Here is a 22,138-nt window from a genome sequence, read left to right as displayed (position 1 = left end):
TTTCAGTGTTTCGCATGGGCGGCTATCATACCCCGCTATTGCCCTTTATGCCGCATGGAGATCCGGATGCTTGCCTTTGCCCTCCCCTACACACTGCATGTCCTGGCCGCGCTGGTCTGGGTCGGCGGCATGTTCTTCGCCTGGCTGGTGCTGCGCCCGGCAACGGTTGCAGCCCTCGACGGGCCTGCGCGCCTGCGGTTGTGGGTGGAAGTTTTCCGACGCTTCTTCAGATGGGTCTGGTTGGCTGTCGCGATTTTGGCGATCAGTGGTATCGGCATGTTGCACATGCGCTTCACAGGCTTCGAGACCGCGCCCAAGTACGTGCATGTGATGATCGGTGGCGGCATTGCCATGTTCGCCCTGTTCATGCGCATCCAGGCCTTGCTGCTGCCAGAGCTGAAAACAGCCGTGCAGGCCGAGGACTGGGCGGCGGGGGCCGCGGTACTGGGCAGGATTCGACGGATGGTCGGCATCAACCTGCTGCTGGGCATCGCGGTGGTGGCAGTGGCCAGCTCGCGGTGGGTGCTGTAGGCGACGCGCCCCCTGGGCCGCGCCGCCCGCGCGGGTCAAAGGCGCTGCAGGATCAATTCACCCGAGGCACCGGCCAGGCCTGGCTGGCCCGGTTGCCCCGGCCGCCCGCTGGCACCGGCATCGGTGCGATAGACCAAACACCCCTTACTCACCCCGCCTTTGCCTGCCTTGCCCGCTGTGCCGGCCTGGCCCGGGGCACCGCCATCCAGGCGCACCACAATGCGCGATTGAGCAAAGCCTTGCGGCACACTCAGGCGAATTCGCCCACCCGCCGCACCGTCATGCCCGTTGCCGCCATCATCGCCATTGGCGCCGCGGCTGGCTTGGCCCCAGGTGCAGCCCCCGGCTTGGCCGTTGGCACCATCGAGGCCTGCATAACCCGGCGCGCCGGCACCGCCTCGGGCATCGATCGACAGTTGCTCGGCCTCTAATTCATCCAGCTTCAAGTCCAGGCTTCGCCCGGAACGGGCCGCACGCTGGTAGGTGCCTGGCGCACCCGGGGCACTGATCTGGCTGCCCTCACCCAGCCGGGCACTGCGTGCTTCAATGCGCAGCGGGTGGTCAGCGGGGGCAATAGCGATACGCGCCTCACGCCCCAGTTGCAGGTGATCGACCTTCAACTCGGTGAGCGTGGCAGGCAATAGCAACGTCGCCGAGTCGGCCACGCGCAGGGACTCAAGGTGCACGCTGGCCGACTTGTCGGGCAAGCGCAGCATGGAATTGGAAGCCACTTCAAGGCTTTCGGCCTGGGCCAAGGGCGCGGCCAACACCGCCAGCAACATCAGATTACGCATTGCGCGGCGCCTCCTGCGCACGAGGAATGGACATGACATGGAAGATCCCCGTCAGCAGGATCTGCAAGCGGTCGAACCAACGGTGGCTGCGCCCACGCAGGCTGGCGTTGAAGAACAACACCTCGAGCACATGCAGGCTCAGCAAGACAATGCCTGCCGCGTTGATCAGAAGATTGAATGGCAAGGGTTGCGGCATCAACAGATTGAACAACGCCACGCCCCAGAAGATAACGGTCAGGACCTTGCCCAGGCCCAGGATGAACTTCATAGCCCCGCCCCTCTACATTTATTGTTATGTCGAAGCGGCCCGTTCGAGCGAGCCGTGCGACCAACAGTACCTGTAATGCCAAGGCGTGCGCCAGAGGCCCTGCAGTGACGCTTGTCGGATCGAACTGCCCAGCAGCCTGCGCCCGCGCCACTGCTCCAGGCGCGGACGCTGGTGCTGGCCGTCACCGCTGGATCTTGATCTCGGTGCGACGGTTCATGGCGCGCCCATCGGCCGTGGCGTTGTCAGCCACTGGCTGGGTTTCACCGGCACCCACTATCGAGACGAAGCTGCTGCGCGGCACACCGCTCTCGACCAGGTAATCGGTCACCGAATGGGCACGGCGCTCGGACAGTTTCTGGTTATAGGTGTCAGAGCCCACGCTGTCGGTATGGCCGCTGACACTCAGGCGGGCACTCGGTGCTTCCTGTTTGAGGCGGGTGGCAATGGTGTTCAGCCGCTCTTTATCCTTGGCGGTCAGACGCGCAGAGTCGAACTCGAAGTGCACATCGCGGATGACGATGACCTCTTCCTTCTGCACCACGACTTCCTCGACCACCGCGACCGGTTCTGGCGGGCAGCCATTGGCATCGACCTGCACACCGCGTGGGGTGCCGGGGCACTTGTCACGGCTGTCCGGCACGCCGTCACCATCCTCGTCGCCATCGCCATGGGCCCAGCAATAGCCCGCCGCCAGGCCACCGCCCAGCAACGCGCCCCAGCCAGCCCAGCTGGAACTCTCGATGGCACCCAAGGCGGCGCCGCCTACGCCCCCGACGGCAGCACACTTCGGCCAGTCGGTTTTTTGCAAACCTGCACAACCAGTCAACACACTGGTGAGCAGTACCAGGGGTATCGCTGTGCGTACTATGCTCATTTTCGTTGCTTCTCCTAGGGGAATCGGCATAAGGCCGATCTCTGGGAGTAAAGACCGCGCAATCCATCCCTGCCAGCAATAAGCCACGACGCGGTCACATGCCGCTTTGCCCAGGCGCTGCGGCCCGTTAGTCTTGGATGACTTGAACGAGGATTGGCAATGACCGACGGTTTTTCCCAGCGCACGCCCCAGCAGGCCTTGGCGGCCCTGCTCGAGCGTTTTACCCCTCAACGCCTGTTGCTGGTAGGCACGCGCTTCCCCGCACTGGACGCCTTTGCCGAGGCACACCCGCAGGTGGCCATCGCAACGACTGCACCCGGCCCATTGCCGGCAGACCTTGCCGGTCAACGCTTCGACTTGGCGGTGCTGGTGGACTGCCTGGAGCACCTGCCCAAGCGTACCGGCCTGGAATTGCTGGGCGGCATTCGTAACCTTAATGCCAGCCGGGTTGCGGTGCTGGCCGACCTCTCGGCCTGCGGTTGGCAAGACACCGACTTTTTCGCCCTGGCCTTGTCTGCCAGCGAAAAATTCCGTCGTGAAGGGCAGGTGTTGAGCCTCTTCACCTATGATCTACATGACTACAAGCAAGTCCCGGACTGGCTCAATGCGCGATTCTGGGCCAACCCTGAAAATTTTGGAAAGTACTGGTGGTGATGATGAGTGTCTCGGTCTGCCCTTGCGGCAGTGGCAACCTGCTCGACGCCTGCTGCGGGCACTACCATGCCGGAACCCCGGCGCCGGATGCCCAGACGCTGATGCGCTCGCGCTACAGCGCTTACGTGCTGGGCCTGATCGACTACCTGGTGAGCACCACCCTGCCGGCTCAACAAGCGGCGCTGGACCGCGCCGCCATGGCCAGCTGGAGCGCCCAGAGCACCTGGTTGGGGCTGGAGGTGGAAAGCGCCGAGGTGCTGGGCGGCCAACCCGAGCACGGTTTTGTCACCTTCACCGCGCGCTGGCACGATGTGGACGGCGATCACCAGCACCGCGAGCGCTCGGCGTTCGTCCAGCATGAGGGGCGCTGGTACTTCATCGACCCCACGGTCGGGCTGAAGGCCGGGCGCAACGACCCTTGCCCCTGCGCCAGCGGTCAGAAGTTCAAGAAATGCTGCGCCAGTTACGTGGCCAGCTGAGCATGATCGCCCAGGCCCGCGTACTGCTGCTCGGCGCCCTGCTGGCACTGCTGGCGGGCTGCGCCAGCTGGGGCGGCGACGACTGGCGCGAACCTGAGGTGCACCTGGTCAGGGTCGAAACGGTCAAGGCCAGGCTGCTTGAGCAGGAGTTCGTGCTGCACCTGCGCGTCGACAACCCGAATGACAGCCGCTTGTTCATCCGCAGCCTGGCGTATTCGATACGGCTCAACGACCTGCTGCTGGTGCAGGATGAGACCAGTGTGTGGCGCAGCGTCGGCGGCCATGCCCGGCGCACCTTCAAGATCACCGCGCGGACCAACCTGTGGCAGCACCTCAAGCCGCTGGCCAAGCTGCTTAAAAGTGAGCAACCGCTGCATTACACCTTGCAGGGCGAGCTGGCCACCGGGTTGCTGTTCCACCGGGACCTGCACTTGTCGCGCAGTGGTGAGATAATCCCCGGTGATTTCATACCGGAGTAACTTTGCAATGACCCAGCAACCTCATGTTCATGGCCCTGACTGCAACCACGATCATGATCACCACCACGATCACGACCATGGCCATGTGCACGGCCCGCACTGCAACCACGGCCATCAGGAACCTGTTCGTAACGCCCTGAAGGACGTTGGCCGCAACGATCCTTGCCCTTGCGGCAGCGAGAAGAAGTTCAAGAAGTGCCACGGCGCTTGATCGGCACGTTGTACTGAGGGCCTGGGTGTAGGGGTTGAGTGATGTGGTGTTCTCAAGATCGAGCGCCGCCCGCGCGGCGCATCGCGAGCAACGCTCGCTCCTACGTTTGTTTCCGGCCAGTAAAGCCTGTGAGAGAGGCGCGCGACCGCCTTGTTTGTTCGACTCGATATCGTGTCAGGCGCCAAGGGGCCGCGCGCCAATGCCACAGGAAAAATTGGCCCGAAATAAACGTAGGAGCGAGCGTTGCTCGCGATGCGCCGCGCGGGCGGCGCTCGATCTCGAGAACACCACATCACTTAAGCCCTACACCTGCGCGCCCCTCCCACATACCATTCGTAAATAAACCGCCTCAGCACCTTGCACCGCGCCTGCGTGCTCACTACCTTAGCGCCTTCCAAACCCCCGCCACGCCTTGCAGGAGCCTTGTCATGGCCGCCCCCGCCTTTCCTCCCTTCCGCCCGCGGTTCACGACCGCTGCCACGCTGCTCGGCATGCTCGGACTCGCCGGTTGCCAGATGGGCGGCTACCAGGACAGCGTGCCACCGACCACCGGCGTACAGCCGCTCAAAGGCCTGGCACAAAACGTCTCGGTACGGCGCAATGCCATGGGCGCGCCGTTGATCGAGAGCGGCAACTTCCATGACGCGCTGTTCAGCCTCGGTTACGTACACGCCGGGGATCGCATCGAGCAGATGGTCGCCATGCGCCTGCTCGCCCAAGGCCGCCTCGCCGAACTTGCCGGCAGCGATGCCCTCGACATCGACCGCCTGATGCGCGCCGCCAACCTCAAGCAAAGCGCCGCCCAGCAATACGCCGACGCCTCGCCACGGCTCAAGCGCTTCTTCGAGGTCTACGCCCGCGGCGTCAACGCCTACCTGTTCCGCTACCGCGACAAGCTGCCCGCCAGCCTGGCCAGCAGCGGCCATCGCCCTGAGTACTGGAAGCCAGAAGACTCGGCGCTGATCTTCAGCCTGTACGCCTTCAGCCAATCGGTGAACCTGCAAGAAGAACTCAGTGCCCTGACCCTGGCGCAGAAGGTCGGCAGCGACAAGCTGGCCTGGCTGTTGCCCGGCGCACCGGACGAACCGTTGGCCGACAGCGAAGTGGACAAGCTCAAGGGCCTCAACCTCGCCAGCCAGCTACCCGGCTTGCCCGCCCTGGCGGCAGCCAGCCAAAAGCTCGCCGACCTCGACCTGCTCGGCAGCCCAGGCTCGGCCAACCTGGCCTTGGCAGGCCAACGCAGCCGCAGCGGCAAGAGCCTGCTGGCCAGCGACAGCCAGGCCGCCTGGGCGCTAAGCCCGGTGCAGATCCACACGGGCAAGTACCAGGTCGCCGGCCTGTCGCTGCCGGGCCTGCCGATCGTGCTGGCCGGCTACAACGGTAAGATCGCCTGGAGCAGCAGCGCCGTGATGGCCGACAACCAGGACCTGTACCTGGAGCAACTGCGCCGCCAAGGCAACCAACTGAGCTACCTGGCCGACGGCAAATGGCTGCCTGCACGGGCACGCAGCGAAACCTTCTTCGTGCGTGGCCAACGCCCGCTGCGCGAGGTCATGTACGACACGCGCCACGGCACCCTGCTTGCCCAGCCGGCAAGCGCCAGCCTGGGCCTGGCCCTGAACCTGCCTCAATTCAAGGGCGACCGCAGCCTCGACGCGCTGTTCGACCTGACCCGCGCCAAGACCGTCGAACGGGCATTCGACAGCACCCGCGAAGTCGCCGCCGCGGCGCTCAACTTCGTCTTCGCCGAGCCAGAGCACATCGGCTGGCAAGTCAGCGGGCGCTACCCTAACCGCCGCGAAGGCCAGGGCCTGCTACCTTCGCCCGGCTGGGACGGCCGTTACGACTGGGACGGTTACGCTGACCCGATGCTGCACCCTTACGATCAGGACCCGCCGGCTGGCTGGATCGGCCACGCCAACCAGCGCAGCCTGCCGCGCGGCTACGGCATGCAGTTGTCCAACACCTGGTACTACCCCGAGCGCGCCGAGCGCCTGGCCCAGTTGGCAGGCAACGGCCGTCACGACAGCCGCAGCCTGATGGCCCTGCAAAACGATCAAGTCACCCTGCTGGCCGACAAGCTCAAGCAGATGTTCGACGCACCGGGCATGGCTCAACCGCTCAAGCAAGCCATCGATGCTCTGCCACCTGCACAGCGTGACAAGGCCCGCGACGCCTTGGCCCGGCTCAAGGCATTCGATGGCCGGCTGAGCCCTGTGTCGGCAGATGCCGCGCTGTACGAGCTGTTCCTTCAGGCCTTCGCCCGCGAAACCTTCCTCGACGACCTCGGGCCAGAATCCAGCCCTGCCTGGCAGTCGTTCGTCAGCAACGCGCGGCTCTCCTACTCGGCACAGGCCGACCACCTGCTGGGCCGCGAAGACAGCCCGTTCTGGGATGACCGCAGCACCCCGCACAAAGAAGACAAGCCGGTGATTCTCGCCCGCAGCCTGGCCGCTGCGGTGGATGCCGGCACTGCGCAACTCGGCGCCGACCGCCGCGCTTGGCAGTGGGGCAAGCTGCACCAGTACCGCTGGCCGGCACCGGCCTACCATGGCCTGGGTGATGCCCTCAGCCGTTCACCGCTGGCTGCCGGCGGCGACTTCAGTACCCTGGCCCTCACCCCCTACGCCTGGGGCAGTGACTTCGACACCCGCCTGCCAGCATCGGCACGCATGGTCGTCGATTTCGGCCAGGCCGAACCGTTGCAGGTGCTGACCAGCAGCGGCCAGTCCGGCAACGCGGCAAGCCCGCACTACAGCGACGGGTTGGATGCCTGGTTCAAGGGGCGCTTCATGAGCCTGCCGCTGCAACCGCAGAACTTTGGGCGGGCCTATGGGAGCCAGCGGCTGACCTTGGTACCGGGTCGGTAAAGGGGATGGTGTGATGCCGTGAGTGCATGACGCCTCCCTTGTAGCGCCTGTGAGATCGAGCGCCGCCCGCGCGGCGCTTCGCAGCACAAGGCTGCTCCTACATCTGTTTCGGGCCAATTATTCCTGAGACGAGGGCACGCGACCTTCTTGGCGTAAACGTAAAAATGTAGGAGCAGCCTTGTGCTGCGAAGCGCCGCGCGGGCGGCGCTCGAATTCACAGGCGCCACAAGCCCCACGACGAACTCACTCGAACTTCCCATCGCCCACCGCGCTCCTAACTGGTAACCCACCACCGGCGCCCGTGCCATGGACCTCGTTATCGCCCGCCCCGAAGGCCTGTACTGCCCGCCCGGTGATTTCTACATCGACCCCTGGCGGCCGGTGGACCGTGCCATCATCACCCACGGCCACGGCGACCACGCCCGCACTGGCAATAACCATTACCTGACCGCCGCACCCGGCGCAGGCATCCTGCGCAGCCGACTGGGCCAGGACATCAACCTGCAAACCTTGGCCTACGGCGAGCGCATCCTCCACCACGGTGTCACCCTGAGCTTGCATCCCGCCGGCCATGTACTGGGCTCGGCGCAAGTACGCCTGGAATACCAGGGCCAGGTTTGGGTCGCTTCGGGCGACTACAAAGTCGAACCCGACGGCACCTGCGCCCCCTTCGAGCCAGTGCGTTGCCACACCTTCATCACCGAGTCGACCTTCGGCCTGCCTATCTACCGCTGGCCCCGCCAGCCTGAAGTGTTCGCCGGTATCAACGCCTGGTGGCGCGCCAATTGCGCACAGGGCAAGGCCAGCGTGCTGTTCTGCTACGCCTTCGGCAAAGCGCAGCGCATTCTCCACGGGCTGGACGCGAGCATCGGGCCGATTCTGGTACACGGCGCGGTCGAGCCATTGAACCGGGTGTACCGCGAAGCGGGCGTGCACCTGCCGGAAACCCGCTATGCCGGCGACATCCCGCGCAACGACCCATTAATGCGCCAAGCCTTGGTCCTGGCCCCGCCCTCTGCCGGGGGCAGTAGCTGGATGCGGCGCTTCGGCGATTACAGCGATGCCTTCGCCAGCGGCTGGATGCTGTTGCGCGGCACACGCCGGCGGCGTGGCGTCGACCGCGGCTTCGTGCTGTCGGACCACGCCGACTGGCCGGGCCTGCTGTGGGCCATTGGCCAGACCGGCGCTGAGCGCGTGATGGTCACCCATGGCTCGGTTAACGTGCTGGTGCGCTACTTGAACGAACAGGGCCTGGATGCTCGCGCCTTCGCCACCGAATACGGCGACGAAGACGAGCCAGCGCCCTCGGAGCCCGAGGCATGAAAGCCTTCGCCGCACTGTACCTGCGCCTGGACGCGACCACCTCCAGCAACGCCAAGCTCGACGCCTTGCGCGACTACTTTGCCCAGGCGCCTGCCGAGGATGCGGCCTGGGCCGTGTACTTCCTCGCCGGCGGCCGGCCGCGGCAACTGGTGCCAACCCGTGTGCTGCGCGAACTGGCGACTGAGCTGGCAGAACTGCCTGAATGGCTGTTCGAAGAGAGCTATCAAGCCGTGGGCGACCTGGCCGAAACGATCTCGTTGCTGCTGCCCGAGAACAGCCATGGCAGCGACGAGGGGTTGGCCCACTGGGTCGAGACACACCTGCTGCCCCTTCGCGGCCTGCCGCCCGACGTGATCCGCCAGCGCCTGCCGCCGCTCTGGGCGCAGCTCGACCGGCCAAGCCTGATGCTGTGCCTGAAGCTGATCACCGGCAGCTTTCGCGTCGGCGTGTCCAAGCTATTGGTCACCCGCGCCCTGGCGCAACTGGCCGGCCTGGACGCCAAGCGCGTGGCCCAGCGCCTGGTCGGCTACACCGACATCAGCCACCGCCCTACCGCCGCCGGCTACCAGCAGTTGATCGCTGCCGAGTCGGCGGATGAACACCGCCAGCGTGGCGGTCAGCCCTATCCTTTTTTTCTGGCCCACCCGCTGCAGGCGCCCGTCGAGCAGTTTGACGCGCAACTCGGCCCGCCGAGCGACTGGCAGATCGAATGGAAGTGGGATGGCATCCGCGCACAGGTGGTCAAGCGCGACGGCCAGCTGTGGGTCTGGTCGCGTGGCGAAGAGCTCGTCACCGATCGCTTCCCCGAACTGCACAGCCTGGCGCAAACACTGCCGGATGGTGTTGTGCTCGATGGCGAGATCTTGGTGTGGAAACCAGGGGCAACGGACGATGCCCTGGCCGTGCAACCCTTCGCACTGTTGCAGCAACGCCTGGGCCGCAAGACCCTGGGCAAGAAGCTGCTGGCCGACGCGCCCGTGGTGCTGCAGGCCTATGACCTGCTGGAATGGCAGGGCGAGGATTGGCGCAACCAGGCGCAGCACGTACGTCGTCAGCAGTTACAACGCCTGGTGGCAGATTACCCGCTAGCGCCTGTGCTGCTGTCGCCCTTGCTCGAAGGGCAAACCTGGGCCGAGCTGGCCGAACAGCGCGAGCAGTCGCGCAGCCTGGGCGTGGAAGGCCTGATGCTCAAGCAGCGCGAGGCCTTGTATGGCGTCGGTCGCACCAAAGACATGGGCACCTGGTGGAAGTGGAAAATCGACCCGTTCAGCGTCGATGCCGTGTTGATCTACGCCCAGCGTGGCCACGGCCGCCGCGCCAGCCTCTACAGCGACTACACCTTCGCCGTCTGGGACGCGCCGCCCGGCACGGCCGGGCGAGCATTGGTGCCCTTTGCCAAGGCGTATTCAGGGCTGAGCGACGAAGAGATGCGCAAGGTTGACGCGATCATCCGCAAAACCACAGTGGAAACGTTCGGCCCGGTGCGCAGCGTGACCCCAACCTTGGTGTTCGAACTGGGTTTCGAAGGCATTGCCATGTCCAAACGCCATAAAAGCGGCATCGCCGTGCGCTTTCCACGCATGCTGCGCTGGCGCCTGGACAAACCGGTCGAAGAAGCCGACGACCTCGCGACACTGCAGGCACTGCTGATCTGACAGTGCCTAATTCGCACAGGCGCAGACGCAAAAATTATGCTTCTATCTGTGTGCCGACCCGTGTCGCAGACCGTATTCGCCACGTAGCCAGGACTACCATGCACCATTCGACCCACGACCTGCTTTCTCCCGTACCGGGCATTTCACGCCAACTGCACAGCTTTCACTTTGGCCCACGCGGTGGCGGCAAGGTGTACATCCAGGCCTCGCTGCATGCCGACGAACTGCCCGGCATGCTGGTGGCCTGGCACCTCAAGCGCAGGCTGGCCGAGCTGGAACAACAGGGCCGTTTGCAGCGGGAAATCATCCTGGTGCCGGTGGCCAACCCGGTCGGTCTCGAGCAGGTGCTGCTGGACGCCCCGTTGGGGCGCTTCGAACTGCAGAGTGGCGAGAATTTCAATCGCAACTTCGTCGATCTGTCCGACTCCATCGGCGATCAGGTCGAAGAACACCTGACCCAGGACGCCGCACACAACGTCGCCTTGATCCGTGAATACCTGCGCCGCGGGCTAGACGCCCACCCCGCACGCACCCCACTCCAGGCCCAACGCCTGATCTTGCAACGCCTGGCCTGCGACGCCGACCTGATACTCGACCTGCACTGCGACTTCGAAGCCGTCGAGCACCTGTACACGACGCCCGATGCCTGGCCACAGATCGAGCCACTGGCCCGCTACCTGGGCGCCCAGGCGAGCCTGCTGGCCACCGATTCAGGCGGGCAATCGTTCGATGAATGCTTCAGCCTGGTCTGGTGGCAGTTGCAGCAACGCTTTGGCAAGCGCTTCCCGATTCCGCTGGGCTGTTGCTCGGTCACTGTCGAATTGCGCGGCCAGGCGGACGTGAGCCATGACCTGGCCGGCAAGGACTGCCAGGCAATCCTCGACTTCCTGACCCACAACGGCGTCATAGAAGGCACCTGCGCCCCCCTTCCTCCACTGCCCCGCGCGGCCACGCCCCTGGCGGCCGTAGAGCCCGTGTCGACGCCGCTTGGCGGTTTGCTGGTGTACCACGCGCGCCCAGGCCAGCACCTGCAAGCCGACCAGTTGATCGCCGAAGTCATCGACCCGCTCAACGACCGAGTGACTGCGGTGCGCAACAGCCAACCCGGCCTGCTGTACGCCCGTAGCGTGCGCCGCATGGCGACGGCAGGCATGGTCATCGCCCATGTGGCGGGCGAGCAGGTGTGCCGCAGCGGCTACCTGCTGGGGAATTGATCCGGTAAAACCAATGCCCCTGGCGGGCGGTCAGTAGAAGCACAGCCTTCGAAGGATCACCCGCCCCATGGCCGCCTCCACCGACCTCGCCAACGCCTGGTTCGCCCTGCGCGGCTGGAAACCCTTCGCCTTTCAGCGCCGTGTCTGGGCGGCCGTCGAACGCGGCGAGTCCGGGCTGTTGCACGCCAGTACCGGCGCCGGCAAAACCTACGCCGTCTGGCTGGCGGCCCTGCGCGCGTTCGCCGTTGCCAGCTCAGCCCGCCAGCCGGCCCCCTTGCAGGTGCTGTGGGTGACGCCCATGCGCGCCTTGGCCGCCGACACCGCGCGTGCCTTGCAAGCGCCGCTCGATGAGCTGGGCCTGAACTGGAGCGTGGGCGTGCGCAGCGGCGACACTGGCAGCGCCGAACGCGCGCGACAAGCCCGGCGCCTGCCCAGCGTGTTAATTACTACCCCCGAGAGCCTGACCCTGCTGCTGACCCGGGCACAGGCCCATGACGACTTCGCCAACCTGCGCCTGGTGGTGGTGGATGAATGGCATGAGCTGCTGGGCAACAAGCGTGGCGTGCAATTGCAACTGGCCCTGGCACGCCTGCGCCACTGGCACCCGCCGCTGCTGACCTGGGGCCTCTCGGCCACCCTCGGCAACCTGCAGCACGCACGCGACGTGCTGTTGCCAGGCGATGGGTTGCTGGTGCAAGGCCGGCAAGACAAGCAACTGCAGGTCGATACCCTGCTGCCCGATGCGATCGAGCGTTTCCCCTGGGCAGGGCACATGGGCTTGAAGATGCTCGATCAGGTCAGCCGGGAGCTCGACAGCAGCGCCAGCAGCCTGGTCTTCACCAACACCCGCGCCCAGGCCGAACTGTGGTACCAGGCGCTGCTCGAGGCACGCCCCGACTGGGCCGGCCTGATCGCCCTGCACCACGCTTCGCTGTCCCGCGACACCCGCGACTGGGTTGAGCGAAACTTGAAGCAAGGTACGCTTAAAGCCGTCATCTGCACCTCCAGCCTGGACCTGGGCGTGGATTTCCTGCCCGTGGAGCGGGTGCTGCAGATCGGCTCGGCCAAAGGCATCGCCCGCCTGATGCAGCGCGCCGGTCGCTCCGGGCACGCACCGGGGCGCCCCTCGCGGGTTACCTTGGTGCCCACCCACAGCCTGGAACTGGTGGAGGCCGCTGCGGCCCGGCATGCCCTGCTTGCGGGGCAGATCGAGGCCCGGCGCTCACCACAGCTGTGCATGGATGTGCTGGTGCAACACCTGGTCAGCATGGCCTTGGGCAGTGGCTTTCGCCCCGAGCAGTTGCTGGCCGAGGTACGCAGCACCTGGGCCTTCCGCGCGTTGCGCGACAGCCAGTGGCAGTGGGCGCTGGACTTCGTCTGCCACGGCGGCAACTCGCTCAGCGCCTACCCTGACTACCAACGTGTCGAACCCCACGCCGACGGGGTCTGGCGGGTTGCCAGCGAGCGCCTGGCACGGCGCCACCGCATGGGCATCGGCACCATCGTCAGCGAGGCCAGCCTGCAGCTCAAGTACTGGAGCAAAGGCGGCGGTGGCAAGTCGCTGGGCAGTGTCGAGGAAGCGTTCATCGCCCGCCTGCGGCCCGGTGATAGCCTGGTCTTCGCAGGGCGCGTGCTGGAACTGGTGCGCGTCGAGAACATGACCGCTTACGTCCGCCGCAGCACCTCGCGCAAGGCCGCTGTGGCCCGCTGGAATGGCGGGCGCATGCCGCTGTCCAGCGAACTGGCCGATGCCCTGGTCGAACAACTCGATGCCGCCGCCCACCAGCGTTACGAAGGCCCGGAAATGCGCGCCGTGCGCCCATTGCTGGCCTTGCAGGCAAGCTGGTCTGCACTGCCGACTACCCGCACGCTGCTGGCCGAAACGTTAAAATCACGCCAAGGCTCGCACCTTTTTCTGTACCCGTTCGCCGGGCGCATGGCCAACCTCGGCTTGGCCAACCTGATTGCCTGGCGGGTCAGCCAGGTGCAACCGCTTTCAGTCTCAATTGCGGTCAGTGACTATGGCTTTGAGTTGCTCAGCCCAAGCGCCGTGGACTGGGCCAGGCATTTGCCCAGCGCGCTCTCGACCGAGCACCTGCTGGAGGATGTACTGGCCAGCCTGAACGCAGGCGAGATGGCGCTAAGGCGCTTTCGCGAGATCGCCCAGATCGCCGGCCTGGTGTTTGGCGGCTACCCGGCGGCGCAAAAGAGCACCCGGCAGATCCAGGCTTCGAGTGGGCTGTTCTACGAGGTGTTTCGCAAGCACGATGCCGACAACCTGCTGCTGGGCCAGGCACGGGACGAAGTATTGCGCGAAGAATTGGAAATAGAGCGGCTGCACCGGCAGTTGGCGAAGCTGGGCCAACTGCAGCTGGACCTGCGTGAATTACGCCGCCCAGGGCCGCTGGCCTTTACCTTGCTGGTGGAAGGCATGCGCGAAACCTTGAGCACAGAAAAACTCGCAGACCGCATTGCGCGGATGGTGGCAGACCTGGAAAAAGTGGCGGGTAACAACGCATGAATGATCACCTGGCCATCGAGCACTGCGGCGAAACCCTGTGGTTACTGCCGGACAAAGCGCTGTACTGGCCTGCCCGCCGGGCCCTGCTGGTAGCGGATGTGCATATTGGCAAAGCCGCCAGCTATCGCGCGCTGCATCAGCCCGTGCCGCGGGGCACCACCGAGGCCACCTTGGCGCGCTTGGACCAACTGCTGACCAGCCATGAGTGCCAGATGCTGATCATTCTGGGCGATTTCCTGCATGCCAAAACCGCGCGCGCACCGGCAACGCTGGCCAAGCTGCAAACATGGCGGGAACGGCACGCCGGACTGCGCATCGTGCTGGTGCGTGGCAACCATGATCGCCACGCGGGCGACCCACCGCCTGCGCTGGGTATCGAGGTGGTCGAAGAACCCTGGCTGCTGGCACCTTTCGCCTTGCAGCACGAACCCGTCGTTCACCCCCAGCACCCAGTGCTGGCGGGCCACGTCCACCCGGTGTTCGTGTTGCAAGGGCGGGCCAGACAACGTCTGCGCCTGCCCTGCTTCCTGATGGGTGACGCGATCAGCTTGCTACCGGCCTTCGGTGAATTCACCGGTGGCTGGCGCGTGCACCCCGACGCCGAAAACCGCGTGTTTCTGGCCGGCGCCGGGCGGGTATGGGCGCTCTAAAGCAGCGCCCACTCAGGCGACGGGCGCGGGAGGTGGTTCGTCGGGCAGGGTTGGCTCACCGGGCTCCATGGGCTGCGTTTCGCCCGGTTCCGGTGGTTGAGGAGTATCGGGATCAGGCTGGTGGGGCACGCCGCCCGCCTGCATCGGCAGCGGGTGCGCCAGCAGTGACCATGGCAACATACCGACCTGGTTAGGCTGCAGGCCAGCCAGCTTGGCACTGATTGCGGGATGGAGTTTCATAGGCAGCTCCTGACGAGAGCCGACACGCATCATGCACATCGGCAGGTTACCCGTTGGAGTACCAAATGCGCGGGGAATTCCCCGCGCTCGTCGGCTCAGGTGCGTGGCAGGGTGACGCCGCGCTGGCCCTGGTACTTGCCGCCGCGGTCCTTGTACGACACTTCGCACTCTTCGTCGGACTCGAGGAAGAGCATCTGCGCCACGCCCTCGTTGGCATAGATTTTTGCCGGCAAGGTGGTGGTGTTGGAGAACTCCAGGGTCACATGGCCTTCCCACTCGGGTTCAAGCGGGGTGACGTTGACGATGATGCCGCAGCGCGCATAGGTGCTTTTGCCCAGGCAGATGGTCAGCACGTTGCGTGGGATGCGGAAGTACTCCACCGTGCGGGCCAAGGCGAAGGAGTTTGGCGGGATGATGCAGACGTCGCTCTTGACGTCGACGAAGCTGCCGGCGTCGAAGTTTTTCGGGTCGACGGTGGCCGAATTGATGTTGGTGAACACCTTGAATTCGTCGGCGCAGCGTACGTCGTAGCCGTAGCTGGAGACGCCGAAAGAGATGACTCGGCTGTCGTGCTCGCCGCGCACCTGGCGCTCGACGAACGGTTCGATCATGCCGTGTTCCTGCGCCATGCGGCGAATCCACTTGTCCGATTTGATGCTCATGGCGGGGGTGTCCTGAAGAGTTGCGAGGTGAAAATCGTGAGGCGCATCTTACCGGTCCCAGCGCCCTCTTCAAAGTTCCATCCTGCATTCTTGCTACAATCCCCGCCAGGCGGGGGCTACAGCTGCCACCGATCTGAATTTCAGTAAAGCGGCTTCTGGCCATTGGCAGGTTGCGGAAAGTGGGTTAAGGTGACGCCACTGTGCTGCACGTGACACCGAGAATCTCTAGTTTGACGCACGATCCTGATCGGCCCATATCTGAATTTTCTGCTCTCTTTGCACTCAGTCCCGGGCAGGGTTTTTCCTGACCGTAATCAACTTTGTCCAAGGAGACAGAAACATGTCCAATCGCCAAAACGGTGTTGTTAAGTGGTTCAACGACGAGAAAGGCTACGGCTTCATCACCCCTCAGTCGGGTGACGACCTGTTCGTGCACTTCAAAGCCATCCAAGCTGACGGCTTCAAGACCCTGAAAGAAGGCCAGGCTGTTACTTTCGTCGCTACCCGCGGCCAGAAAGGCATGCAGGCTGAAGAAGTTCAGATCGCCTAAGTCGATCTCAGCTTTCTAGCTTTCAAAAAAACCCGCCTTCTGGCGGGTTTTTTATGCCTGGCTGAAACCGGTGCTGGCTTCTTCGCGGGTAAACCCGCTCCTACAGGCCTGTGGTGTACCTGTAGGAGGGGGTTTCTCAGGTCAATCCTCGCTGATGGTGATGCTCGGCATCGCCGGCGCTGCGGCTTCCTGCAGCACGATCCGCGCACCGACCTGGCGGGCCAGCTCCTGGTACACCATGGCGATCTGGCTTTCCGGCTCGGCAATCGCCGTCGGCTTGCCACTGTCGGCCTGTTCGCGGATCAACATCGACAGCGGCAGCGAGGCCAGCAGGTCGACACCGTACTGGGCTGCCAGCTTCTCACCGCCGCCTTCGCCGAACAGGTGCTCGGCATGGCCGCAGTTGGAGCAGATGTGCACGGCCATGTTCTCGACCACGCCCAGCACCGGGATATTGACCTTGCGGAACATCTCCACGCCCTTCTTGGCGTCCAGCAGGGCGAGGTCCTGCGGGGTGGTGACGATCACCGAGCCCGCCACCGGCACTTTCTGCGCCAGGGTCAGCTGAATGTCACCGGTGCCTGGCGGCATGTCGATGACCAGGTAATCAAGGTCATCCCAGGCGGTCTGGGTCACCAGCTGCAACAGCGCACCCGACACCATCGGGCCACGCCACACCATCGGCGTGTTGTCGTCCGTGAGAAACGCCATGGACATGACTTCTACACCGTGCGCTTTGATCGGCACAAACCACTTCTGCTCGCGAATCTGAGGGCGGGTGCCTTCTGCGATGCCGAACATCACGCCCTGGCTGGGGCCATAGATATCCGCATCGAGAATACCGACCCGGGCGCCTTCACGGGCCAGGGCCAAAGCCAGGTTAGCGGCAGTGGTCGACTTGCCGACGCCACCCTTGCCCGAGGCCACGGCGATGATGTTCTTGACGTTGGCCATGGCCGGCACCTGGGCCTGGGCCTTGTGCGCGGCGACCACGCAGTCGATCGACACCTGGGCGCTGCTGACGCCGTCAAGGTTGCCGATGGCGGTCTGCAGCACCTGGGCCCAACCGTTCTTGAACAACCCAGCGGCATACCCCAGTTGCAACTGCACACTGACCTGCCCGCCCTGGATATCCACGGCGCGCACGCAGCCGGCGCTGACCGGATCCTGGTTCAGGTAGGGGTCGGTGTACTGGCGAAGCACGCCTTCGACGGCGGCACGGGTGACGGCACTCATGGAGACTCCCATTGGCAAACTGAATGTAAAACAGGCGCCTATCCTAACCCGTCAATCGTCAGCAGGTGCGTCTGTGGGGTGAAATATCTTCGCCAGCCCTTTATAGTGGCCGATCACCCTCATTTTTACCCCGTAGCCAGATAAGTAGCCGAGCCACCATGTCCGAGCCACGTCAGATTCTCGTCACCAGCGCCCTGCCCTATGCCAATGGATCGATCCACCTTGGCCATATGCTCGAGTACATCCAGACAGACATGTGGGTCCGCTTCCAGAAACTACGCGGTAACCAGTGCATCTATGTCTGCGCCGATGACGCCCACGGTTCGGCCATCATGCTGCGCGCCGAGAAGGAAGGCATCACCCCCGAGCAGTTGATCGCCAATGTCCAGGCCGAGCACAGCGGCGACTTTGCCGACTTCCTGGTGGATTTCGACAACTTCCACTCGACCCACAGCGAAGAAAACCGCGAGCTGTCCAGCCTGATCTACACGCGCCTGCGTGACGCTGGCCACATTGCCACCCGTTCGGTAACCCAGTACTTCGACCCCGAAAAGGGCATGTTCCTGGCCGACCGCTTCATCAAGGGCACCTGCCCCAAGTGCGCGGCCGAAGACCAATACGGCGACAACTGCGAGAAGTGCGGCGCAACCTACGCCCCGACCGAGCTGAAGAACCCCAAGTCGGCCATCTCCGGTGCCACCCCGGTACTGCGTGATTCCCAGCACTTCTTCTTCAAGCTGCCTGATTTCCAGGCCATGCTGCAGCAGTGGACCCGTAGCGGCACCTTGCAGGAGGCCGTCGCCAACAAGCTCGCCGAATGGCTGGACTCGGGCCTGCAAGAGTGGGACATCTCCCGCGATGCGCCATATTTCGGCTTCGAGATCCCGGGCGAGCCGGGCAAATATTTCTACGTCTGGCTGGACGCGCCAATCGGCTACATGGCCAGCTTCAAGAACCTCTGCGCGCGCCGTCCAGAGCTGGATTTCGATGCTTTCTGGAAGGAAGACTCCAGCGCCGAGCTGTACCACTTCATCGGCAAGGACATCGTCAACTTCCACGCCCTGTTCTGGCCAGCGATGCTCGAAGGCGCGGGCTTCCGTAAGCCAACTGCGGTCAACGTGCACGGCTACCTGACCGTCAATGGCGCCAAGATGTCCAAGTCGCGCGGCACCTTCATCAAGGCCCGTACCTACCTGGATCACCTGCAGCCGGAATACCTGCGTTACTACTACGCGGCCAAGCTGGGCCGTGGCGTCGATGACCTGGACCTGAACCTGGAAGACTTCGTGCAGAAGGTCAACTCCGACCTGGTCGGCAAGGTGGTCAACATCGCCAGCCGTTGCGCAGGCTTCATTCACAAAGGCAACGACGGCGTGATGGTGGCCGGTGATGCCGCACCCGAGCTGACCGAAGCCTTCCTGGCAGCCGCGCCGTCGATTGCCGAGGCCTATGAGAGCCGTGACTTCGCCCGTGCGATGCGCGAAATCATGGCCCTGGCCGACCGCGCCAACGCCTGGATCGCCGACAAGGCGCCCTGGTCGCTGGCCAAGCAGGAAGGCAAGCAGGACGAAGTCCAGGCCATCTGCGCCCAAGGCATCAACCTGTTCCGTCAGTTGGTGATCTTCCTCAAGCCGGTACTGCCGGTGCTGGCTGCCGACGCCGAGGCCTTCCTCAATGTCGCACCGCTGACCTGGAACGACCACCAGTCGCGCTTGGAAAACCACAGCCTGAATGCCTTCAAGGCACTGATGAGCCGTATCGAACCCGCCAAGGTCGAAGCCATGGTCGCTGCCAGCAAAGAAGACCTGCTGGCCGCCGAAGCCAAGGCGCCGGCCGGCAATGGCGAACTGGCCAAGGACCCGCTGTCGGCGGAAATCGAATTCGATACCTTTGCCGCTGTCGACCTGCGCGTGGCCCTGATCGTCAAGGCCGAGGCCGTACCCGGTGCCGACAAGCTGCTGCAGCTGACGCTGGACATCGGTGACGAGCGCCGCAACGTGTTCTCCGGCATCAAGTCGGCCTACCCCGACCCGTCCAAGCTGGAAGGCCGCCTGACCATGATGGTCGCCAACCTCAAGCCTCGGAAAATGCGCTTTGGCGTGTCGGAAGGCATGGTCATGGCTGCCGGCCCTGGCGGTGAAGAAATCTACCTGCTCAGCCCGGACAGCGGCGCCAAGCCAGGCCAACGCATCAAGTAAGCCCCCAGCCCCGGCCTCTGTGCCGGGGCTGTTCTATCACCCGCTGAATGCCGGACAATCGATACGAATCCCGGCTATCGTCATGTCATGAGTGACTACGTTCTGGTCCTGATCAGCGCCACCCTGATCAATCACCTGTGCCTGCAGCAACAGCCAATATCGTGGCTGCGCGTGCATGTGCTCGGCTTGGCCTGCGCCTTGTCCGTGGCACTCGCCATGATCGGCGCTCACCTGTTCAAGTGGCTGGTGCTCGACCCTTGGCAGCTCCACGACCTGAGCCTGTTCCTGTTGCTGCCCTGGTTGGCATTGCTGGCCTACGGCGTGCCATGGGCGCTGGCCAGGCTACGCGCCGACTGGCCCGTGGCAGACCTGCCTGCAGTGCTGCTGAGCAACGTCGCCGTGCTGGGGTTGGCCCTGGAGGAGGCAGGCGCTGGCACGGCCTGGCTTGCGACGCTGAGCAAAGGCCTGCTGGCCGGCGTGGGCTTGTGGCTTGCGCTGGCCCTGTTCGCGGACCTGCGCCAGCGCAGCGCCCATGCCGACATACCTGTTGCCCTGCGTGGCCTGCCAATCGAATTGCTCGGTGTGGGCATCATGGCCTTGGCATTTTCCGGTTTGAACGGACTTTTTGCGCAATGACCCCGACCAAGGCAAAGCCTGACCCACGCCTGCGTACCAGCATGGGCCTGGTGCTACTGGCCTGTGCCCCCGGTTTGCTAGCACTGCTGTGGGTGCAGGGCTGGGGGCTGCTGTGCAACCTGCTGCTGTGTGCCAGTGCAGCATTGCTCTGCGAAGCGCTGCTATTGGCCCTGCGCGGCCAACCTGTAAGAGTGACGCTGAGCGATGGCAGTGCGCTGGTCACTGCGGTGCTGCTGGCGGCCGCCCTTCCTGCGCTGGCCCCTTGGTGGCTGCCCATGGTCGCCGCTGGGGTGGCGATCGGGGTTGGCAAACAGGCCTTCGGCGGTGTCGGCCGCAACCTGTTCAACCCAGCCATGGTGGGCTACGCCTTCGTACTGCTGAGTTTCCCGTTGCAGATGAACCATTGGCCAGGGCACGCGCCGGGGGTGCTCGAGAGCCTGCAGCAGGTAGTGGGCGGCGGCGAGCACATCGATGCCTGGGCACAACCGACAATACTCGACGGCCTGCGCCACAACCGCAGCCTGACCATCGATGAACTGTTCGCCAGCCACCCCGGGTTCGGCAGCATCGGTGGGCGCGGCGGCGAATGGGTCAACTTGGCGTTTCTGCTGGGCGGGTTGTTTCTGCTTCAGCGCAAAGTGTTCAGCTGGCATGCGCCAGTGGGTTTGCTGGCTGGCCTGATGTTGTTCAGCCTGCTGGGCTGGAACGGCTCAGGCTCTGATTCCAACGGTTCTCCCCTGCTGCACCTGTTCTCTGGGTCGACCATGCTGGCGGCTTTTTTCATTGCCACCGAGCCTGTCTCCAGCCCCAAAAGCGAGTGGGCCAAGCTGCTGTTCGGTTTTGGCACAGGCCTGCTGATCTACCTGATCCGCACCTGGGGCAGCTACCCAGATGGCACCGCGTTCGCCATCCTGCTGATGAACCTCATGGTCCCCAGCCTTGAACGGCTGGCCTTGCGCCGCCAAGAGGCTGCCCGATGAAGCGCCTCGCGCAGGCGGCAGTGTTGCTGGCGACAGCGGCGTTGGCCTTGTCGACGACGCTGATCTGGCGCTCGTGGACCACGCCCACCATTGGCCAAGCTGAAAAACAGCTGCAGAGCCGCCAGCGGCTGGCAGTGCTGCCCGAGGCCAGTTACGACAATCACCCATTGGATACCCCCCTGCCAACGCCCGAAGCACAACTTGCGCACAGCCGCATCGTGTCGGCCTACCGGGCAACGCTGGCGGGCACGCCTGCGGCGGTCGTCCTGATCACCCAGGCCCAGGGCTATGCTGGGCCGATCGTCTTGACTATCGCCATCACGCCCGACGGGCGCCTGCTGGGCAGCCAGGTGGTCGAGCAGCAGGAAAGCCCCGGGCTCGGCGGGCGCCTTGCCGACCCGCAGGTGCACTGGCTGACGCAGTTTGCCAATCGCAGCCTGGGTGATCACTGGGCACTGAAGCGTGACCAGGGCGACTTCGACCAATTGGCAGGCGCAACAGTCACCTCGCGGGCAGTGATCGAGGCGCTGCAAGATGCCCTGCGCTATTTCGATAAGCATCGTCGCGCGCTCCTCGAGGGCCCACCCCATGAATAGGGACTACGTGCTGGTCGCCGCCCTCGCCCCGCTGTTAGGGACGACGCAAACGCTGCCCATGGCGGCTGTCATGGGCGGGTGCGCGGTGTTGATGGTTGGCCTGCATCAAGCCTTGCTGATGCCATTGCGCAACCGCCTGCATGGGGCGGCCTACGTACTGGCAAGCCTGCTCATACTCGCTGGCCTGGCCAGTTGCCTGCAATTGGCCCTGCGTGCCTGGCTGCTGCCCATGGCGCTGCTCCTGGGCCCGTACCCCGCACTGTTGTGCCTGACGTGCCTGGCAATGGACCGGCTGCTGCCGGAAGCAGGCCGTTGGTGCTCATTGCTGCTGCACCTGGGTGGCCTGCTGGCTGCTTACCTTGTACTCGGCGCCTGTCGCCAAGGGCTGGGCGAAATGCTGGGCGTGCACCTTGCCAACTTCGCCCCGGGCGCACTGCTACTGCTCGGAGTGCTGTTGGCCCTGTACAATTACCTGCGTCCGGGCCCTGCCCACCCACGTCGTCAAGGAAAGCCCTGA

Annotated in this window: 23 protein-coding genes; 17 read left to right on the top strand and 6 right to left on the bottom strand. The window is 64.5% G+C overall.

What is annotated here, in order from left to right; genetic code table 11:
- The first annotated feature begins 66 nt into the window (after positions 1-66).
- Positions 67-531 (top strand): CopD family protein, encoded by a 465-nt coding sequence (locus tag AC5PZ0_RS05620; protein ID WP_099430252.1) that lies wholly within the window; start codon positions 67-69, stop codon positions 529-531.
- 35 nt (positions 532-566) lie between these two features.
- On the opposite strand, the gene AC5PZ0_RS05615 is transcribed toward AC5PZ0_RS05620, so the two are convergent.
- The 3 genes from AC5PZ0_RS05615 to AC5PZ0_RS05605 all read right to left on the bottom strand — a co-directional run bounded on the left by AC5PZ0_RS05615 (position 567) and on the right by AC5PZ0_RS05605 (position 2,467).
- The gene (locus tag AC5PZ0_RS05615) at positions 567-1,325 is read right to left on the bottom strand and encodes a collagen-like protein (protein ID WP_493854508.1); all 759 of its coding nucleotides are present in this window, start codon (positions 1,323-1,325) and stop codon (positions 567-569) included.
- On the bottom strand, positions 1,318-1,593 hold the full coding sequence (locus AC5PZ0_RS05610) for a DUF1145 domain-containing protein (RefSeq protein WP_027594223.1): 276 nt from the start codon (positions 1,591-1,593) through the stop codon (positions 1,318-1,320). The genes AC5PZ0_RS05615 and AC5PZ0_RS05610 overlap by 8 nt, the downstream gene beginning before the upstream one ends.
- 181 nt (positions 1,594-1,774) lie before the next feature.
- Positions 1,775-2,467, bottom strand: coding sequence for a PA1041 family peptidoglycan-binding anchor lipoprotein (locus tag AC5PZ0_RS05605; RefSeq protein ID WP_027594222.1), 693 nt, complete (start codon positions 2,465-2,467; stop codon positions 1,775-1,777).
- A gap of 159 nt (positions 2,468-2,626) precedes the next feature.
- On the opposite strand from AC5PZ0_RS05605, the gene AC5PZ0_RS05600 reads away from it, so the two are divergent.
- From AC5PZ0_RS05600 to pdeM, 10 genes are all read left to right on the top strand, one after another.
- Entirely contained in the window at positions 2,627-3,121 is a 495-nt protein-coding gene (locus AC5PZ0_RS05600; protein WP_027594221.1) for a DUF6231 family protein, read from the top strand.
- A 2-nt stretch (positions 3,122-3,123) separates the two neighbouring features.
- Positions 3,124-3,600: a YchJ family protein gene (locus AC5PZ0_RS05595; RefSeq protein WP_265968781.1), complete on the top strand. Its 477-nt coding sequence runs from the start codon at positions 3,124-3,126 to the stop codon at positions 3,598-3,600.
- A 2-nt stretch (positions 3,601-3,602) separates the two neighbouring features.
- Positions 3,603-4,079, top strand: coding sequence for an LEA/WHy family protein (locus AC5PZ0_RS05590; protein ID WP_085273650.1), 477 nt, complete (start codon positions 3,603-3,605; stop codon positions 4,077-4,079).
- Positions 4,080-4,086: 7 nt separating this feature from the next.
- Positions 4,087-4,290 (top strand): SEC-C metal-binding domain-containing protein, encoded by a 204-nt coding sequence (locus AC5PZ0_RS05585; RefSeq protein ID WP_033694179.1) that lies wholly within the window; start codon positions 4,087-4,089, stop codon positions 4,288-4,290.
- 428 nt (positions 4,291-4,718) lie between these two features.
- Positions 4,719-7,160 carry a penicillin acylase family protein gene (locus AC5PZ0_RS05580; RefSeq protein ID WP_493854507.1) on the top strand — a complete coding sequence of 814 codons (2,442 nt, stop codon included), beginning with the start codon at positions 4,719-4,721 and terminating at the stop codon, positions 7,158-7,160.
- A gap of 306 nt (positions 7,161-7,466) precedes the next feature.
- Entirely contained in the window at positions 7,467-8,483 is a 1,017-nt protein-coding gene (locus tag AC5PZ0_RS05575) for a ligase-associated DNA damage response exonuclease (protein WP_493854506.1), read from the top strand.
- Positions 8,480-10,138: an ATP-dependent DNA ligase gene (locus AC5PZ0_RS05570; protein ID WP_274886150.1), complete on the top strand. Its 1,659-nt coding sequence runs from the start codon at positions 8,480-8,482 to the stop codon at positions 10,136-10,138. Before AC5PZ0_RS05575 ends, AC5PZ0_RS05570 begins: the two co-directional genes overlap by 4 nt.
- Before the next feature lie 98 nt (positions 10,139-10,236).
- Positions 10,237-11,352 (top strand): succinylglutamate desuccinylase/aspartoacylase family protein, encoded by a 1,116-nt coding sequence (locus AC5PZ0_RS05565; protein WP_274886149.1) that lies wholly within the window; start codon positions 10,237-10,239, stop codon positions 11,350-11,352.
- 67 nt (positions 11,353-11,419) lie between these two features.
- Positions 11,420-13,873 (top strand): ligase-associated DNA damage response DEXH box helicase, encoded by a 2,454-nt coding sequence (locus tag AC5PZ0_RS05560; RefSeq protein WP_493854505.1) that lies wholly within the window; start codon positions 11,420-11,422, stop codon positions 13,871-13,873.
- A complete protein-coding gene (pdeM, locus tag AC5PZ0_RS05555) occupies positions 13,870-14,523 on the top strand; it encodes a ligase-associated DNA damage response endonuclease PdeM (protein ID WP_085273550.1) in 654 nt (217 codons plus the stop codon). The genes AC5PZ0_RS05560 and pdeM overlap by 4 nt, the downstream gene beginning before the upstream one ends.
- A gap of 12 nt (positions 14,524-14,535) precedes the next feature.
- On the opposite strand, the gene AC5PZ0_RS05550 is transcribed toward pdeM, so the two are convergent.
- The gene (locus AC5PZ0_RS05550; RefSeq protein WP_027594208.1) at positions 14,536-14,763 is read right to left on the bottom strand and encodes a hypothetical protein; all 228 of its coding nucleotides are present in this window, start codon (positions 14,761-14,763) and stop codon (positions 14,536-14,538) included.
- Positions 14,764-14,858: 95 nt separating this feature from the next.
- Positions 14,859-15,425 (bottom strand): dCTP deaminase, encoded by a 567-nt coding sequence (gene dcd / locus AC5PZ0_RS05545; RefSeq protein WP_012313046.1) that lies wholly within the window; start codon positions 15,423-15,425, stop codon positions 14,859-14,861.
- A gap of 340 nt (positions 15,426-15,765) precedes the next feature.
- Here dcd and AC5PZ0_RS05540 point away from each other — a divergent pair, with 340 nt between their 5' ends.
- Positions 15,766-15,975: a cold-shock protein gene (locus tag AC5PZ0_RS05540; RefSeq protein WP_027594207.1), complete on the top strand. Its 210-nt coding sequence runs from the start codon at positions 15,766-15,768 to the stop codon at positions 15,973-15,975.
- A 141-nt stretch (positions 15,976-16,116) separates the two neighbouring features.
- On the opposite strand, the gene apbC is transcribed toward AC5PZ0_RS05540, so the two are convergent.
- Positions 16,117-17,211, bottom strand: coding sequence for an iron-sulfur cluster carrier protein ApbC (gene apbC, locus AC5PZ0_RS05535; protein WP_099430263.1), 1,095 nt, complete (start codon positions 17,209-17,211; stop codon positions 16,117-16,119).
- A gap of 158 nt (positions 17,212-17,369) precedes the next feature.
- Here apbC and metG point away from each other — a divergent pair, with 158 nt between their 5' ends.
- The 5 genes from metG to AC5PZ0_RS05510 all read left to right on the top strand — a co-directional run bounded on the left by metG (position 17,370) and on the right by AC5PZ0_RS05510 (position 22,138).
- Positions 17,370-19,409, top strand: coding sequence for a methionine--tRNA ligase (metG, locus tag AC5PZ0_RS05530; RefSeq protein ID WP_099430264.1), 2,040 nt, complete (start codon positions 17,370-17,372; stop codon positions 19,407-19,409).
- A gap of 87 nt (positions 19,410-19,496) precedes the next feature.
- Positions 19,497-20,045, top strand: coding sequence for an Rnf-Nqr domain containing protein (locus AC5PZ0_RS05525; protein WP_493854504.1), 549 nt, complete (start codon positions 19,497-19,499; stop codon positions 20,043-20,045).
- Positions 20,042-21,025 carry an RnfABCDGE type electron transport complex subunit D gene (locus AC5PZ0_RS05520; protein ID WP_274886145.1) on the top strand — a complete coding sequence of 328 codons (984 nt, stop codon included), beginning with the start codon at positions 20,042-20,044 and terminating at the stop codon, positions 21,023-21,025. The genes AC5PZ0_RS05525 and AC5PZ0_RS05520 overlap by 4 nt, the downstream gene beginning before the upstream one ends.
- Positions 21,022-21,621, top strand: a complete 600-nt coding sequence (locus AC5PZ0_RS05515; protein WP_274886144.1) for an RnfABCDGE type electron transport complex subunit G — start codon at positions 21,022-21,024, stop codon at positions 21,619-21,621. Before AC5PZ0_RS05520 ends, AC5PZ0_RS05515 begins: the two co-directional genes overlap by 4 nt.
- Positions 21,614-22,138: an Rnf-Nqr domain containing protein gene (locus AC5PZ0_RS05510; RefSeq protein WP_493854503.1), complete on the top strand. Its 525-nt coding sequence runs from the start codon at positions 21,614-21,616 to the stop codon at positions 22,136-22,138. Before AC5PZ0_RS05515 ends, AC5PZ0_RS05510 begins: the two co-directional genes overlap by 8 nt.

Source organism: Pseudomonas sp. 5.2, from assembly GCF_059025405.1.
Note: the sequence above shows the minus strand (reverse complement) of the source record. Positions and strands in the feature narration are given on the sequence as shown.

Excerpts from the sequence above, each read along its gene's own strand:
- apbC (WP_099430263.1), bottom strand. The coding sequence starts at position 17,211 with ATGAGTGCCGTCACCCGTGCCGCCGTCGAAGGCGTGCTTCGCCAGTAC.
- pdeM (WP_085273550.1), top strand. The coding sequence starts at position 13,870 with ATGAATGATCACCTGGCCATCGAGCACTGCGGCGAAACCCTGTGGTTA.
- AC5PZ0_RS05615 (WP_493854508.1), bottom strand. The coding sequence starts at position 1,325 with ATGCGTAATCTGATGTTGCTGGCGGTGTTGGCCGCGCCCTTGGCCCAG.
- AC5PZ0_RS05575 (WP_493854506.1), top strand. The coding sequence starts at position 7,467 with ATGGACCTCGTTATCGCCCGCCCCGAAGGCCTGTACTGCCCGCCCGGT.
- AC5PZ0_RS05610 (WP_027594223.1), bottom strand. The coding sequence starts at position 1,593 with ATGAAGTTCATCCTGGGCCTGGGCAAGGTCCTGACCGTTATCTTCTGG.
- AC5PZ0_RS05525 (WP_493854504.1), top strand. The coding sequence starts at position 19,497 with ATGAGTGACTACGTTCTGGTCCTGATCAGCGCCACCCTGATCAATCAC.
- AC5PZ0_RS05540 (WP_027594207.1), top strand. The coding sequence starts at position 15,766 with ATGTCCAATCGCCAAAACGGTGTTGTTAAGTGGTTCAACGACGAGAAA.
- AC5PZ0_RS05515 (WP_274886144.1), top strand. The coding sequence starts at position 21,022 with ATGAAGCGCCTCGCGCAGGCGGCAGTGTTGCTGGCGACAGCGGCGTTG.
- AC5PZ0_RS05560 (WP_493854505.1), top strand. The coding sequence starts at position 11,420 with ATGGCCGCCTCCACCGACCTCGCCAACGCCTGGTTCGCCCTGCGCGGC.
- AC5PZ0_RS05585 (WP_033694179.1), top strand. The coding sequence starts at position 4,087 with ATGACCCAGCAACCTCATGTTCATGGCCCTGACTGCAACCACGATCAT.
- AC5PZ0_RS05570 (WP_274886150.1), top strand. The coding sequence starts at position 8,480 with ATGAAAGCCTTCGCCGCACTGTACCTGCGCCTGGACGCGACCACCTCC.
- AC5PZ0_RS05565 (WP_274886149.1), top strand. The coding sequence starts at position 10,237 with ATGCACCATTCGACCCACGACCTGCTTTCTCCCGTACCGGGCATTTCA.
- AC5PZ0_RS05510 (WP_493854503.1), top strand. The coding sequence starts at position 21,614 with ATGAATAGGGACTACGTGCTGGTCGCCGCCCTCGCCCCGCTGTTAGGG.
- AC5PZ0_RS05595 (WP_265968781.1), top strand. The coding sequence starts at position 3,124 with ATGAGTGTCTCGGTCTGCCCTTGCGGCAGTGGCAACCTGCTCGACGCC.
- AC5PZ0_RS05550 (WP_027594208.1), bottom strand. The coding sequence starts at position 14,763 with ATGAAACTCCATCCCGCAATCAGTGCCAAGCTGGCTGGCCTGCAGCCT.
- AC5PZ0_RS05580 (WP_493854507.1), top strand. The coding sequence starts at position 4,719 with ATGGCCGCCCCCGCCTTTCCTCCCTTCCGCCCGCGGTTCACGACCGCT.
- AC5PZ0_RS05605 (WP_027594222.1), bottom strand. The coding sequence starts at position 2,467 with ATGAGCATAGTACGCACAGCGATACCCCTGGTACTGCTCACCAGTGTG.
- AC5PZ0_RS05520 (WP_274886145.1), top strand. The coding sequence starts at position 20,042 with ATGACCCCGACCAAGGCAAAGCCTGACCCACGCCTGCGTACCAGCATG.
- AC5PZ0_RS05620 (WP_099430252.1), top strand. The coding sequence starts at position 67 with ATGCTTGCCTTTGCCCTCCCCTACACACTGCATGTCCTGGCCGCGCTG.
- metG (WP_099430264.1), top strand. The coding sequence starts at position 17,370 with ATGTCCGAGCCACGTCAGATTCTCGTCACCAGCGCCCTGCCCTATGCC.
- AC5PZ0_RS05600 (WP_027594221.1), top strand. The coding sequence starts at position 2,627 with ATGACCGACGGTTTTTCCCAGCGCACGCCCCAGCAGGCCTTGGCGGCC.
- AC5PZ0_RS05590 (WP_085273650.1), top strand. The coding sequence starts at position 3,603 with ATGATCGCCCAGGCCCGCGTACTGCTGCTCGGCGCCCTGCTGGCACTG.
- dcd (WP_012313046.1), bottom strand. The coding sequence starts at position 15,425 with ATGAGCATCAAATCGGACAAGTGGATTCGCCGCATGGCGCAGGAACAC.